Below are 14005 nucleotides of genomic sequence, written 5' to 3' on the forward strand. Positions count from 1 at the left end.
TTTTCGTCGCAAAAATTTGTGGTGTTTCCAGCCACACATTCACCACGATCTACACCACGTTTACCATGCCAAAACACCACGTTACGCAACCATAATTTGCGAAAAACCCCTGCAAAACACCACAACCACCACGCCAGAAAAAAACCCTGCAACAGAACACCAAATTATTGCCGCAAAGCAGCCGGGACGAACTCCGAACTCAGCATCTTTGGCGATTCGGTCAGGTAGTAGGTGGGGATCTTCGGAAACTGCTCCTCGACGAGGATGAGGGTGCGGAAGTCGAAGCTCTGAACCTCGGCGCGAGACTCCATGTGGTTGCGCACAATCGCCCCGCACAGCGTATTGACAAAGGTTTGCGGGTCTACTGTGTGATTGCTGGCCGGTTCGGCATGGGAGTTGGCCAATGGCGGGTTCGGCCCAACGGGATCATTGGGCAGAGGCAGGATCTTCGTCTCAAGGTTGAAACGAACTCTCTCCGCGTTAGCCGCGCGCGCAGCCGCGTCCGGATGCGACTTGCCCGCTCCGCTGCGATAGTAGGCGGCGTAGAAGCGTGTAAACCGGAAGAGTTGCTCGGCGTGTGTTGGGACATAGGGGCTGATGAGATGCTCCTGTGCCGCGAAGGCTACAGCGACGGGCGAGAGCGCGAGATCGTTCTTCTGGTCGGGGAACTGCGGATGCAGCTTGTCGCAGATGAACGTGCTCTGCGCCTCGGCAAGCGAGATATCGCGAGTGTAGACGCGGTTTTCGAGCGTGTAAGGAGTACCGTCCACCCGCCGGCACGACTCCGGATTGAGGAACTGATCGTGCCAGATGAGCGAGACGTGATCCGTCGTAACGCCAGTGTCGGTCTCGACCGTTGTGCTCAGATGATCAAGGCCGTCCTCGAAGGAGGGGAGCGTGTTTTCAGGGCGCAGGCCGCGGCCTCCACGATGGGCCGACACGTCGAAGCTTTTGAAGTAAGCGGCTTCGTCGGGGTGAGCTGCGGCCTCTTCTTTGACCACCTGTTGAAGCAGGTCGGGGCGGTCTGAGATGATGCCGTCGACGCGGAGGTCGATGAGCGCGCGCATCTTGGCGGGGTCGTTGGTGGTCCAGGGGATGACCTTGAAGCCGGCTTTGAGGAGTTGGGCGACGTCGACGGAGGGGTTTGGGCCGATGAGGGTAGCGTCGACGGGCGAGAGGACGGGCGTCTGCGCGCCGTGGGCCTTCGCGTGGGCATTGGCAGCGGTCATGAGGGCGAGGAAGGGATTTTGCATGGGAGCCTGCTGGGCGGTGAGGGTTCCGGTGGTGAGGAGGGCCTTGATCAGGATTCGTGTTCGGATGGAAGCTAACATAACCGATGATGATAGCGGGTTGAGGTTGCTCCGGTGTGAATGCGAATGGGTTGGAGAATCACGGTTCGTGGTCCCACGACGACCAGCTTATGAGATGGATGGTCCATGGGCCGGACCGAGTTCGTAGTATCCACAGGTGGCTGCCGAGGAGTTGTCGCGGAGTGGAGTCTTCTGCGGAGGAGAGGGTGGTTTTGTAGTTCGCGGTCAGGTAAGAGATGTCGCTGGAACCTCGAATGCGACGATCGGTGATCTCGATGGAGTGGATTTTTGTGGTTCCGGTCGCTATCTTCGCTGCGACTGCGGCGCGTCCGAGCACGGGCTCGGCGTCAGGCGGCCACAGTTCGATGTCGTCGGCGCACAATGCGATCAATTTGTGAGCTTCTCCGGCGACTTCGTGAGCGATCCAGTCTGAATGGATCCGCACGATCTCTTGAATGGCGTCGCTTGTGAGTTCGCCCATATACCGAACAAGGGATAGCAGATGCAGCTCTAACCGTGCAAGGCGTTACTTGCCTTCGCCACGATCTTCATCGCTTATGTCGCTCTGTTGCAGCGCTGCCTTTGCTGCGGCCTGTGCTGTGGCCTCCATCCAACCTTGCAGGATGACGACTGCGGCGACCTGATCGATGACGTACTTGCGCTCGCGGCGGCCGTGCCCTGCTTCGTTGAGGATCTCGTGTGCTGCGACCGAGCTGAGGCGTTCATCCCAGAGCTGCACGGGAAGGCCAGAGCGCTTATGCAATTCGTCGGCGAACTCATGCACCTTCGCGGCCCAGGGGCTTACGTCGCCTGACATGTGCAGCGGATTGCCCACCACGATTTTGACTACTTCATGCTTTCGAATTAGGCGTAGCAGGCTGCGCAGATCCTCGCCCCTGGTCTTGCGCCACAGTGTTAGTAGGGGTTGCGCGGTGTAACCGAGTGGGTCGGATAGGGCCACGCCCACACGAATCTTTCCCACGTCCAACGCCATCACGCGGCCGGTCTTCATCCCCTCAGTCTACCGCTGCCTCTCGCCGCAAGACTGTGCGGTTCAGGACTTCTGATTCAGGAGCGCGGAGAGATTGCCGCGGTGGGCTTTCAGTTTTGCTTCGGCGCTGGTGCGGTCGATGGAGAGCTTCTGCATGACGATGGCGGTCTTCACGCTGCCGGCTTCATCGAGGATCTTCGCGGCGGTGGGTTGGTCGATGCCTGTGGTAGCCATGATGATGCGCTGGGCGCGGTCTATGAGTTTTACGTTGCTGGCCTGCATGTTGACCATGAGGTTTCCGTAGACTGCGCCTGTCCTGATCATGACGCCGGTGGAGATCATGTTGAGGACGAGCTTGGTGGCGGTGCCGGCCTTCATGCGGGTGCTGCCAGTGAGGATCTCGGGGCCGGTGATGGGAGCGATGGAGATGTCGGCGTTTGCAGCCATCTGCGAGTCTGGTACGCAGGCGAGGGCGATGGTGAGAGCGCCGAGTTTACGGGCGTGGGCGAGGGCGCCGAGGACGTAGGGGGTGCGTCCGCTGGCGGCGATGCCGAGTACGGTGTCGTTGACGGTGAGTGCGTGAGCGGCGATGTCTGTGGCGCCTTGTTCGGGAGAGTCTTCTGATTGTTCGCTGGACTTGCGGAGGGCGCCGTCGCCGCCGGCGATGATGCCCTGGAAGAGAGTTGGGGGGACGGAGAAGGTTGGGGGACACTCGCTGGCATCGAGGACGCCGAGACGGCCGCTGGTGCCTGCGCCGATGTAGAAAAGGCGGCCGCCGGCGGCGAAGCGTTCGGCAATGGCATCAACGGCGCAGGCGACCTCTGTAAGAACGGCAGCCACGGCGGCGGCGACCTTGGCGTCCTCCTCGTTGATGAGGCGGAGCATGTCCAGGGTGGAGAGTTCGTCGATGTGTTCTGTGAGGGAGTTGCGGGCTTCGGTGGCGAGATGAGCGAGGGTCGACTTAGTTTCCATGCGTTAGCGGTTCACTTTCCTAACTGCAAGTATGCCTCAGTCGCCTGGAGTGCGTTGACGCGGAGGAGAACAGCGGGTTTTTCCACTTCGCAACTCGCAAACTGCGCGAGTGGCTTCGGTCGAAATGAGTTCGCAGTCAGGTCAAGACTGCTAAGGGACGATGACGCAGGAGCCGTTGGCGGTCTCATCTTTGACGGCTATCAAAGCGTCGTTGGCTTTCTCCAGCGGGAAGGTTTGGATCTGCGGCTTCAGGCCGATCTCGGCAGCTACTTTGAGAAAGTCGGTTGCGTCCTGGCGGGTCATGTTGGCGACGCTGCGTATCTGGCGTTCGCCCCAGAGGAGCTTGTCGTAGTCGAAGGCGGGCATCTGGTCGAGGTGGATGGCGTTGATGGCGACTACGCCGCCTTTGCGGAGGCTGGAGAGTGCGCTGACGACGACAGCACCGCTGGGCGCGAAGGTGATGGCGCGATCGAGCTGAACGGGCGGCTTGTCGTTTTCTGTGCCGACCCACTGGGCGCCCGCAGCAGTCGCTTGCGTGCGGTGGGCTTCGCCGCGGGTGGAGACGTAGACCTCGCAGTTCCAGTGGCGCAGGACGTTGATGGCGAGCGAGGCGGAGGAGCCGAAGCCGAAGAGACCGACGCGCTCTCCGGGCTGAGTGCCGGCGACGCGAAGGCTGCGAAAGCCGATGATGCCGGCGCAGAGGAGGGGGGCGACGTGGGTCTCGTCGAGGGCGTTGGGGAGTGGGTAGGTGAAGTCGGAGCGGACGAGGACGTACTCGGCGTAGCCGCCGTTGATGGTGTAGCCGGTGAAGACGGGGTTGTCGCAGAGGTTTTCCTCGCCGCGGAGGCAGAAGGGGCAGGTGCCGTCAGCTCCGCCGATCCAGGAGACGCCGACGCGCATGTCGTTGGGGCGATTCGGTGTGGCGCCGTCGACGACTTTGCCGACGATTTGATGGCCTAGGATAAGCGGCCGATGGAGGAGACAGAGGTCGCCCTCTGCGATATGGAGATCGGTGCGGCAGACTCCGCAGGCGAGAACGCGGAGGAGGAGATGGCCCTCGGTGAGGACGGGCATGGGGACCTCTTCCATGCAAAGAGGCTGGCTGGCGGATCGTAGAACGGCGGCTATCACTGGACACCTTCACGGACGGGACTGGGTTAGATCAGAGTTAGGCGTCGCTGATCCTTGTTGATTTTTGCTGATTCTTGTCGTTCGATGCTGAATTGAGGGCTGGGGTGCCTGGAATCAATTCGCTTCAGCAGGCATCGGCGGCTTCCATCGAGCCGTCCATGTGGTCTTGGCGCCGGCGGCGTAAAATCTTGCCGAGTATGAAGGAGGGGATATGCCGAGGCGAATGTTTGTGGCTCTGATCGCGGGCTTGTTGATGGTGACCTTTGCGGGTGCGAAGAACAAGGCTGAGAAGAGTTTACCTGACTACATTCTCAGCGCGAAGACTGTTGCCGTGATTATCGATCCTCAAGCAGGAATTGACGTTGACGACCCGCGCGCCAATCAAGTAGCGCAAAAGGACGTTGAGACGGCGCTGTTGAATTGGGGAAGATTTCAGCCAACGATCAGCACTCAGCGCGCGGACCTGATTATCGTGATTCGCAAGGGGCACAAGGGCGTGGTCGACACGACGATCAGCGATCCGCGGCAGAACAACCGAGTGGGAGTGATCGACCCAACGGCGAATGGGGTGTCGGTGGGGGCTCAGCACGGCAGGCAGCCGGAGATGTCCGGGGCAGGCGTTCCTGAGGCGAGTGAGCAGGGAACGCCGCATCCACAGACGGAGATTGGGGGCGTAGGCGATTCGTTCACTGTTTACAACGGCGATACGAATCTTCCTCTGGACAGCCCGGCGGGCTGGAGGAATGTCGCAAAGGATGGGCTTCGTTCGCATAACGTTCCTGCGGTGGATGAGTTTAAGAAGGCCGTGGCTGCGGCTGATAAGGCTGCCGCGGCAAAACATCCGTAGCGAAGATCTGTTTTCTTTCACTTGCGGCAAGGCTCTAGCCGCAGGGGACCCATGATCTTTTCAGCCGGCGAAGTTGGAAAGGCGATGTTGTGGCACATCTCCAATTTTGAGGTCGATTACTTTCCTGCGATACAGCATCGTGTCACTCCGACGATGCCAAGCAGACCTGTACCAAACAGCATCAGCGAGGCGGGTTCGGGTACGGAGGAGATGGTGCCAGCGAAGTCGAGACCTTCGTCGACTCCGGCGACCTGTTTGACATCGAAGGTGAGGTCGTTCATTCCCTGGTCGAATCCAGTAAAGCTGAAGGTGAGCGGCGTAACGCAGTTAGGACCTACGTCAGAGCAATGAGAGTAATCATTGCTTGCGCTCAGGGGACCTGCGGCCTCCAGGATGAGTTTGCCGTTGAGGTAGATCGAAACCGTGTCATCGGCGAGCACGCTGAGAGAGCCAACGTAGTTTGAAGCAGAAGACCCAAGGTTGAACTGCGTGTTGTAGAGGTAATCGCCATTAGGGACGACCAAGCCAGAGGTTGGTCCGGTGAGAGCGTTGAAGGAGACCCAACTTGAGCTGCCCAAGGCTGAATGCCAAACAGAACCTGAAGCGATGTCGAAGGTAGAGGTGGAACCGCTGTTAACGATGGAGGCGGCCGAGTTGTAGGTCGTCGCGGTGTTGGCTACATCGGGTGCGGAAGAAGATCCGGAGTAACTGGCCAGTGACAGCGTGTCAGCATGAGCGGCGAAAAAGGTCCCGAAGACAAGGGCAACCAGGGCAGTGAGATACTTACGATTTTTTTTCAAGAAGCTTCTCCAATGGGCCTAAATACAAGCGGTTACGGGTTTACTTAAGTGCAGGTTGATGGCCATCGAAGGGCTCTAGTCGTCACTGAGTAGTCGTTTGAATCGCCGTGGTTACCTTTTGAAGAGGGAAGGTTGCCCGGTGCGATGTGCAAATAATTGCAGAAAAAGGGAATTGATTTGCTCTTAAAGAATTGTCGTAAGTCGGCATCTATCAGCACTTACCGTTTACGGACAAAAGGCTGTCCGCATCGGATTGGTGCTTAGGCAAAAATGGGCGAAATGCTGGATAGGTCGTAAAATGGAGAGATATAAGAAAAAACTGATTGGGGCAAATGGTAATGGGGACGCAAGAGGTACTGGCTGGACATGTAGATGCTGCGGCGAAGGTAGCCGGACTGGTAGTGGTTTCGAGTGCGATTGGACAGGATTTTTCCGGTAATCCGACGACGCGGTTCTTGCTAGCGCTGGTTGCGGATAAGGCGAAGACGCAGGTGCCGACGCATAGCAAGCTTCCTGGCACCTCCGCTCCGATGACGAAGACGCAGGTGCTGGAGCTGAGCGATAAATTCGACTTCAGCCGTGCCGATATGCTGGCCGAAATTGGGGTTTATCTGGCAGAGGCTGCGAAGCGGTTGAAGAATCCGAGGCCGGACTGCTACCTGACGCTGCATGGGCTGCCGCTGAGCTTCGAGAAGTTTACGTGGCCGTTCCATGAGTCGACCTCGGGCGCGGATACGTTCCTGGTGCATGGCGAGGTTCGGCTGCAGGATGGTGAGGAGAATCCGCTTCACGCAAAGGTTGCGGCGTCGATGACGGTGACGTTTGCGGAGATCGTGAAGGCTCCGGAGCAGCCGTTTGCCGAGGGATTTATCTACAACGCAGTGCGGAAGACGATGGATCAGGGGCAGCTGGAGCTGGTGAAGAGCGGCAATCGGCAGCCTGTTCCGGTGACGACGCGGTTCTACAGCCCGTGGAAGAAGCGCTTCAACTTCAATGACACGACGGATGGGCAGCGGCAGGAGTATCTGGCGGCGAAGGTGTTCTGGCTGTCGGGAGTGCTGGGCGGCGGACAGCCGGTTTGGCTGCTGGATCCTCGGGATGCGCAGTATCTGAACTCGACCGTTGAGGAACTGAAAAAGACGGCAGCGGCATTGGCGGGTGAGGGGCTGATTCATCTTGCATCGGATACTGAATATGCGACGCCGACCGAGGCTCTGATGGGGCATCGTGCGCAGTATCAGGCGGAACTGGTGCATGCGCTGGCGTTCATCAAGCCCACGTTCAATGAAGAGATGCGCGGCGGCCACACAAATATGTAGTGTTCACAGGGCTGAGGCAGCATCCGAGCGTGAATTTGCCAGTAATTACTGGGTTATGGTAAGTTCCCTCTGGCCTCCAGGTGCATCTATTGACCTGGAAGGAAAGAGGAAACACGATGAAGCGAACTCGAATTGCAACACCACTGATCGCAGTGGCACTTATGAGCGGTGCAACATTTTTCGCACACGCCCAGACGAACCAGGCACCCACGACAGAGAGCCGGAGTTGGAATACGCCTCCTCCGGGCACGGAGCAGGCGCAGTCAGCCTACCGCGACGGGGTTGAAGCAGCCCAGCTGGACATGACGGCGAAGCGGAAGATCGACGCGAAGGCGTCTCACCTGTATGTTCACCCACCGGTGAAGGGTGCGGCTCGCGATGAGTACCGCTCGAACTTTACCGCTGGGTATGAAGCTGCGGTGAAGCACAGCACTGGCGCGTAGTTACGGCGCAGCGATTAAATTCCGATGTTGAGAAAGAGAGGGCTCCTGATGGAGCCCTTTTCCTTGCGCTGGGATCGTGGGTTGGGTCGTGTCGATGGATTTAGGTCGCGGCCTGTGTGGTCTGGTGATTGTGGGTGATTGTGGCTCCGCAGTGGGGGCAGAAGGATGCGGAAGGGTCGATGGGGCTGCTGCAGTCGGGACAGTGCGAGGTTGCAGGTGCCGGTTCGCTGTGGGGGGTCGAACTGGCGAGGATCTGGTTGGAGATGTAGAGCGCCAGAGCAGCGTTGTACTGGCGGACTCGGCCTGGCATGAAGAAGCATTCGATAATGCCGAGAATTGCGGGGATGCCGGTCCAGAAGAAGATGAGATAGATGATGCCGGCAGTGTTTCGGCGGAGGTAAAAGTGGTGAATACCGAAGTCGCCGAGGAAGAGCGCGAGGAGAAAGCCGACAACCTCGTCCTTGTGGGCGCGTTCGTACTCGGCGTAAAACCAGGCGCGCTGCTGGTCGGTCATGCTGGCGGTGTAGAGGGGGTCGGTGATCTGCATGATTTTGCTCCTCTTGATGACTTCGAGGAGAGGTACGCTGCGACAGGCATGATGGTTCCCAATTTAGGGAGGGACCGGGCAGAGTTCGACGTCTGATTAGGGCTGCACAGTTGCAATTTACATAGGGTTTTATGCGGCGTAGAGTTGCAGCAAATCATGATGTGCGAATCAACGGCGCGACGCGTTCGTGACTCTGATCTAAAGAAAGCAGGAGGTTGTTATGCAGCCGGTTCACAACGGATAGTGCGGACTTTGCAATCACTTTGGCGAGCATCACGCGAAGAGTTCGGTGTTTGGTCACTATACTTAGCAGCAAAAAAGCAGATGCGGACCTGCTGGATGAGTGCGGTCATCCGAAGCATGCGGCGCTGCACCTGAAGGTTTCACCCATCAGCGATGCGATGGATTTGTACCGGCTGCAGAGGCCTAAATCTGCATTGAAAGTGACCGGCTGGGCATCAAACTCGGCTGTGTCGCGTTACGTTCGAACAGAGCTTTCTCACCGGCGGTTCATTCCGAGCAGACTTAAAAAGAAGCTGCCGAAGATGGCTTCTACCCCCAACATGAAGCAGGTTGCCGACGGTAAGGTGAGGCGAAGCATGCGCTGGGCGGAGAGATTTCCGAATCCGGCGCTATGCCATATATGAATGGCGTAGCCGAGGATTCCGAGGCCGACCAACAGGAGAGCACTTCCGAAGAGCAGGCCAACTTCGAGATTGATGTAGTTGAAGATGCGTTCGAACTTTGGATTGGGCGGCAGGAAGCCCTCCTGTGTGCCGAAGACGCGTGCGCTGACGGCGAAGACGGAGATGTGGGCTCCAATGAGGACGAGGCCGAGCGCGTAGGTGAGGGTGTCGACGTCGAAGGTCCATCGGCCGACGGTTTGGGGGCCTGGGATGAGCCAGAGCGAAAGGATGATGCCGACGAAGAAGGTGACGACGCCGGGGATCAGGAAGAGCCAGCGGGGACTGAACAGAAGGAGGAAGCGCAGATGACGCCAGCCGTCGCGCCATGAGCGAAGGTGGGGCGGGCGACTGCGGCCATCGGGCGAGAGGGTGGTGGGCACTTCGGTCATCCGAAGGCCGGCGAGGGAGGATTTCACGACCATCTCTGAGGCGAACTCCATGCCGGTGGTGCGGAGGTTGAGCGCGAGGATGGGGTCGCGGCGGAAGGCACGGAGTCCGCAGTGGAAGTCGCGGACGGGAATGCCGAAGAAGATGCGGCCGATGGAAGAGAGAACCGGATTGCCGAGATAACGGTGGAGCGGTGGCATGGCGCCGGGCTCGATGGTGCCGGAGAAGCGATTGCCCATAACGAGGTCGTAGCCTTCGTCGAGTTTTGGGAGGAAGCGGGGAAGATGTTCGAAGTGATAGCTGGCGTCGGCGTCGGCCATCAAGATGTATTTGCCGCGCGCGGCCTCGATACCGGCGATGAGGGCTGCCCCATAGCCACGGACGGGGACGTTGACGACGCGAGCGCCTTCATCGGTGGCGATCTTTTGCGAACCATCGGTGCTGCCGTTGTCGGCGACGACGACTTCGCCGGCGACGTTGTTGTCGCGGAGAGCGGCGACCGCCTGGCGAACGCAGAAAGCGAGCGTCTCTGCTTCGTTGAGGCATGGCATAAGGATGGTTACGGTCAGATCGCTCATTGTTTGCATGCTACCAAAGTGATGGTGTGGGACTTGCGGCGTCAGGGCTGAATCCCTTCCGTGGAAGTCGTCGCAGGAAGGTTGAGGGGGAGAGCGTAAAAGGGGGAGCTGTCCAGTTCGTGCCAGCCCGCAGAGATAGGGTTGGTGCCGGTCATCAGGCCGGGGGTGAAGTAACCGACGAGGACCTTGTCTCCTTGACGGCGTACGACATCGAAGGCTTCAGCGCGGTTGGGCATGGCGGCGAAGGAGGGATAGAGAGGGGTGTTCGGTTCGTAGATCTCGGTGAGGACGCGGACGCCAGCCAAACGAGCCCAGTAGGGATCATAGAGGCAGGCTATGGTTCCGATGCAGGCAACGGTGTCGCCAGGGCCTACGCCGAGGTCGTTGAGTGCGTGGGCGGCTCCGAAGATGCTTGGGCTGTACCAGCCGACCGGCAACCCGGCAAAGGGAAGTTCGCGGCGGAGTTCTCCGACCGTGCGGGCGGACTCTGCCACGGCCAGCAGGGCGAGGAGAACGACGGCGGCTGAAACTGCGGTGCGGGCGGCAACGGTTTGAACGGACGGGGGTAGACGGAGCGACGCGAAGAGCGGTAGCAGGATGGCGAGGAGGCCGACGGTGATGTAGCGGTCTTCGATGTTCACCATGCCGTAGATGCCTAAGATGCCGAGGCCAAGGAGCATCGGCGCGAGCCAGAAAGCATTCGCAGCAGGTTGCCAGTCGCGGTGAAGACGCGCGCTCAGAAGGAACGTGACAATGAGGAGAATCCAGGCCTCGGGGTGGTTCGCGATGTAACGAATGATGCGCACGATGCACTGACCAATGACGACGACTTCGAGCCGCGGGTTCATGTGCGCCTTGACCTGATCGTTCCAGTAGGAGTTGTCGAACCAGTCAGGATAGGTGCCGTAGGGTAGTTCTTTGTAACTGAAGATGGCGGGCGCTTGCAGAAGCTGCTTCTCAGGATGTTTGAGGTGAACTTCGGAGGAGCCGAAGAGAGATGTCTGGTTGGCTTGGAGGTGCATCTTCTCGGTGCCGCTGATGAACCAGGCGTAGTTGAGGCTGCCAGAGTCGCCGAAGTCGAAGCGGCCTTTCTGTTTGGAGAGCGCGGCGATGTAGGGGCCGGCGATAACAGAGAAGCAGACCAGTGCAAGGAGACTGGCTGCGGCGACCCGAGCGGCCGAGTGTCGTTGCCAGAAGGTACGGAAGAGGATCAGCGCGAGAATGCAGAGCAAGGTGAAGAGGAAGGCGAAGGATTTAGTGAGATAGGCGAGGCCGAGCGCGATGCCCATGAGAGTGGCGTAACGCAGATGGCTGGTTGCGAGGTGCTTCAGGAGCGCAGCTACGCCCAAGAGCAGGAAGGCTTGAAGGAGCGCGTCGGGACGGACCTTTCCCATGCTGAGTTCGCGTTGGGTGGAGATGACGAGGAGGCCGATGCCGAGGTAACGGAGGGTGTAGTGATCTAAAAGGAAAGATGCTGGAAGGGAGGACGCTGCGCCTGGTGGGTGAGTCGAGGTTTCGCGGAGGTCGCGGAGTTGGATGAGGGCGTCTGTGAAAGCGATGATGGCGAGCATCTCCAGGAGGAAGATGCCGAAGTTGACCATGTAGTAGGCGTGGAGTTCGGTGTAGCGGGTGGAGTGGAAGAGGGTGTGGCCGAGGGCAAGGAAGGCGGGATAGAGGGGGTTCCAGTAGCCGTTGATGACGGCGTGCCAGTTGTGAGCGCGGATGAGGTCGCCGATATCCATGTAGGAGACTGCGTCGCCGTCGATCTGGTAGGGATCGTAGAGAGCGTAGCCGAAGGTGACGAGGGCGGCGAGGAAGCAGTAGATAGGCCAGAGACGACGCAGCCAATAGGGGAGACGGTTGGGCTCCGACGAGGGGAGTGTCATGCGGGGGCGGGGTCCTCCGTGTTGCTGATCGATCTTTCTTATCATCTCAGAAGAAAAGAAAGAACCTGTAAATCTTTTGTCCTGCCGGAAGTGCCCGCTCCGCGCGGGGCGGGCACTTCGTGACTTATATACTCCTTCGGTTGGCCCTCCCGCTGGTCGAGAGATGGCGTTTGTTTGCTGCAAAGGAAAGGGCGCCAGCTTTCGTTGGCGCCCGTCGTCCGTGTTGAATTGTGATGAATGGAGTTACATGTCCTTGACGCCGTCGACGAAGGCCTTCAGCTTGCGGCTGCGGCTGGGGTGACGGAGCTTGCGGAGTGCCTTGGCCTCTATCTGGCGGATGCGCTCGCGGGTGACCTGGAAGGACTGGCCGACCTCTTCAAGGGTGTGCTCGGAGCCGTCTTCGAGGCCGAAGCGCATCTTGATCACACGCTCTTCGCGCGGGGTCAGGGTGCGGAGGACCTGCGAGGTGTACTCCTTGAGGTTGACGCTGATGACTGCGTCAGCCGGGGAGACGGCCATGCGGTCTTCGATGAAGTCTCCGAGGTGCGAATCTTCCTCTTCTCCGATGGGGGTCTCGAGGGAGATGGGCTCCTGGGCGATCTTGAGGACCTTGCGGACCTTGGCGACCGGGATGTCCATGCGGCGGGCTATTTCTTCTGAGGAGGCTTCGCGGCCAAGCTCCTGCACCAGCTGACGCGATGTGCGGATGAGCTTATTGATGGTCTCGATCATGTGCACCGGGATACGGATGGTGCGGGCCTGGTCCGCGATGGCGCGGGTGATGGCCTGACGGATCCACCAGGTGGCGTAGGTCGAGAATTTGTAACCGCGACGGTACTCGAACTTGTCGACGGCCTTCATGAGGCCAATGTTGCCCTCCTGGATGAGGTCGAGGAACTGGAGGCCGCGGTTGGTGTACTTCTTGGCGATGGAGACGACAAGGCGAAGGTTGGCCTCGATGAGCTCGCGCTTGGCGCGCTCCGCGTCCATGTCGCCCTGGATCATCTCGCGCTGGGTGCGCTTGAGGTCGACCAGCGAGATACCGGCGTCAGCTTCGACGCGTTCGAGGTCGGTGCGGCAGTTCTTCTGCTGGCGGCGGTACTCTTTGCGCAGCTCTTCGGACTTCGAGGCTTCGTGCTTGACCTCGAGAGTCTTGATCTGACGCTCCAGGGTGCGCATGGCGTCGACGGTCTTGTTGACCTTGTCGAGCAGGCGTTTCTTCTCGCCGTTGGTGTACTTCAGCTCGCGAACGATGCGATTGATGTAGACGTGCTCGCGGCCGATGAGCCAGCGGGTCTTGCGGGTCTCTTTGGCTTTGGCCTTGGCGTCTTTACCTGCGGGCGCTTCGAGTTTTTCTTCAAGGCCGTGAAGCTTCTTCTGGTGCTTGACGATGACGTCGATGCGGCCGGCGGTTGCGCGAACGCGGGCTTGCAGGATCTCTTCGGTGAGCTCTTCTTCATCGAAGGTAACGACTTCCTTGATGTTGCGGACGCCGCGACGGAGGTCTTCGCCCAGGCCTACGATCTCGCGGATCACGATGGGCGAGCGCGAGATGGCCTTCATGACGCGGAGCTGTCCGCGCTCGATGCGCTTGGCGATCTCGACTTCTCCCTCACGGGTGAGCAGGGGAACGGTTCCCATCTCGCGGAGATACATGCGGACGGGGTCGTTGGTCTTCTCGAGGGTTCCGGGCGAGAGGTCGAGTTCTACGTCGTCGGACTCTTCGCCGGCTTCCGGTTCGTATTTGTCGCGGCCACTGGCGCGCTCTTCCCCTGAAAGGACGTCGATGCCCTGGGTGTTGATTGTGGTGAGAAGGTCATCGAGATCGTCGGGGGTGGTGATATCGCCTGGGAGGAGGTCGTTGACCTCGCCGTAGGTGAGATATCCCTTTTCTTTCCCTGTGTCGATGAGCTTGTCTATATCGTCTTCGTACTTGTCAATTTCTTCAGCCACGGCTGTGCGCACTCCTGCGAAAGATTCTGATAACTGGGATGCCGCTGGTGTCGATTGTGGTATTCAGGCGGACATGTCCCTTGGTTGTATCGTAATGGGCAGGGAGCAGATTACGGTTTAGACCGCGTTGGCAAGCCCGATGACCCTAAAGAGAG

At 59.4% G+C, this 14005-nt stretch carries 13 protein-coding genes; 3 read left to right on the forward strand and 10 right to left on the reverse strand.

From position 1 onward, the window contains the following. Window positions 1-164: 164 nt before the first annotated feature. The 5 genes from RBB81_RS05705 to RBB81_RS05725 all read right to left on the reverse strand — a co-directional run bounded on the left by RBB81_RS05705 (window position 165) and on the right by RBB81_RS05725 (window position 4347). The gene (locus RBB81_RS05705; protein WP_353073022.1) at window positions 165-1331 is read right to left on the reverse strand and encodes a glycerophosphodiester phosphodiesterase family protein; all 1167 of its coding nucleotides are present in this window, start codon (window positions 1329-1331) and stop codon (window positions 165-167) included. A 58-nt stretch (window positions 1332-1389) separates the two neighbouring features. Then, entirely contained in the window at window positions 1390-1755 is a 366-nt protein-coding gene (locus RBB81_RS05710) for a DUF4440 domain-containing protein (RefSeq protein ID WP_179580987.1), read from the reverse strand. Between the two features lie 81 nt (window positions 1756-1836). Continuing rightward, window positions 1837-2322 carry a Holliday junction resolvase RuvX gene (gene ruvX, locus RBB81_RS05715; RefSeq protein ID WP_353073023.1) on the reverse strand — a complete coding sequence of 162 codons (486 nt, stop codon included), beginning with the start codon at window positions 2320-2322 and terminating at the stop codon, window positions 1837-1839. Between the two features lie 42 nt (window positions 2323-2364). Further along, window positions 2365-3273, reverse strand: coding sequence for an N-acetylmuramic acid 6-phosphate etherase (gene murQ, locus RBB81_RS05720; protein WP_179580991.1), 909 nt, complete (start codon window positions 3271-3273; stop codon window positions 2365-2367). A 150-nt stretch (window positions 3274-3423) separates the two neighbouring features. Continuing rightward, on the reverse strand, window positions 3424-4347 hold the full coding sequence (locus tag RBB81_RS05725; RefSeq protein ID WP_423248050.1) for a zinc-binding alcohol dehydrogenase family protein: 924 nt from the start codon (window positions 4345-4347) through the stop codon (window positions 3424-3426). A gap of 268 nt (window positions 4348-4615) precedes the next feature. On the opposite strand from RBB81_RS05725, the gene RBB81_RS05730 reads away from it, so the two are divergent. After that, on the forward strand, window positions 4616-5251 hold the full coding sequence (locus RBB81_RS05730) for a hypothetical protein (protein WP_353073024.1): 636 nt from the start codon (window positions 4616-4618) through the stop codon (window positions 5249-5251). 116 nt (window positions 5252-5367) lie between these two features. On the opposite strand, the gene RBB81_RS05735 is transcribed toward RBB81_RS05730, so the two are convergent. Then, on the reverse strand, window positions 5368-6051 hold the full coding sequence (locus tag RBB81_RS05735; protein ID WP_353073025.1) for a PEP-CTERM sorting domain-containing protein: 684 nt from the start codon (window positions 6049-6051) through the stop codon (window positions 5368-5370). 338 nt (window positions 6052-6389) lie between these two features. Here RBB81_RS05735 and RBB81_RS05740 point away from each other — a divergent pair, with 338 nt between their 5' ends. Together RBB81_RS05740 and RBB81_RS05745 are read left to right on the forward strand one after the other, a co-directional pair. Then, window positions 6390-7370, forward strand: coding sequence for a hypothetical protein (locus RBB81_RS05740; RefSeq protein ID WP_353073026.1), 981 nt, complete (start codon window positions 6390-6392; stop codon window positions 7368-7370). A gap of 116 nt (window positions 7371-7486) precedes the next feature. After that, window positions 7487-7813 (forward strand): hypothetical protein, encoded by a 327-nt coding sequence (locus RBB81_RS05745; protein ID WP_179580992.1) that lies wholly within the window; start codon window positions 7487-7489, stop codon window positions 7811-7813. Window positions 7814-7913: 100 nt separating this feature from the next. Here the strand turns inward: RBB81_RS05745 and RBB81_RS05750 are convergent, their stop codons facing one another. From RBB81_RS05750 to rpoD, 4 genes are all read right to left on the reverse strand, one after another. Beyond that, the gene (locus tag RBB81_RS05750; protein WP_179580993.1) at window positions 7914-8360 is read right to left on the reverse strand and encodes an NINE protein; all 447 of its coding nucleotides are present in this window, start codon (window positions 8358-8360) and stop codon (window positions 7914-7916) included. 499 nt (window positions 8361-8859) lie between these two features. Then, window positions 8860-10011 carry a glycosyltransferase family 2 protein gene (locus RBB81_RS05755; protein WP_218892285.1) on the reverse strand — a complete coding sequence of 384 codons (1152 nt, stop codon included), beginning with the start codon at window positions 10009-10011 and terminating at the stop codon, window positions 8860-8862. Between the two features lie 41 nt (window positions 10012-10052). Then, the gene (locus RBB81_RS05760) at window positions 10053-11897 is read right to left on the reverse strand and encodes a hypothetical protein (protein ID WP_353073027.1); all 1845 of its coding nucleotides are present in this window, start codon (window positions 11895-11897) and stop codon (window positions 10053-10055) included. A gap of 243 nt (window positions 11898-12140) precedes the next feature. Beyond that, window positions 12141-13850 carry an RNA polymerase sigma factor RpoD gene (rpoD, locus tag RBB81_RS05765; protein ID WP_179580996.1) on the reverse strand — a complete coding sequence of 570 codons (1710 nt, stop codon included), beginning with the start codon at window positions 13848-13850 and terminating at the stop codon, window positions 12141-12143. Window positions 13851-14005 lie beyond the last annotated feature (155 nt).

The organism is Tunturibacter gelidoferens, from assembly GCF_040358255.1.
In the GTDB taxonomy this organism is placed as follows: Bacteria; Acidobacteriota; Terriglobia; order Terriglobales; family Acidobacteriaceae; genus Edaphobacter; species Edaphobacter gelidiferens.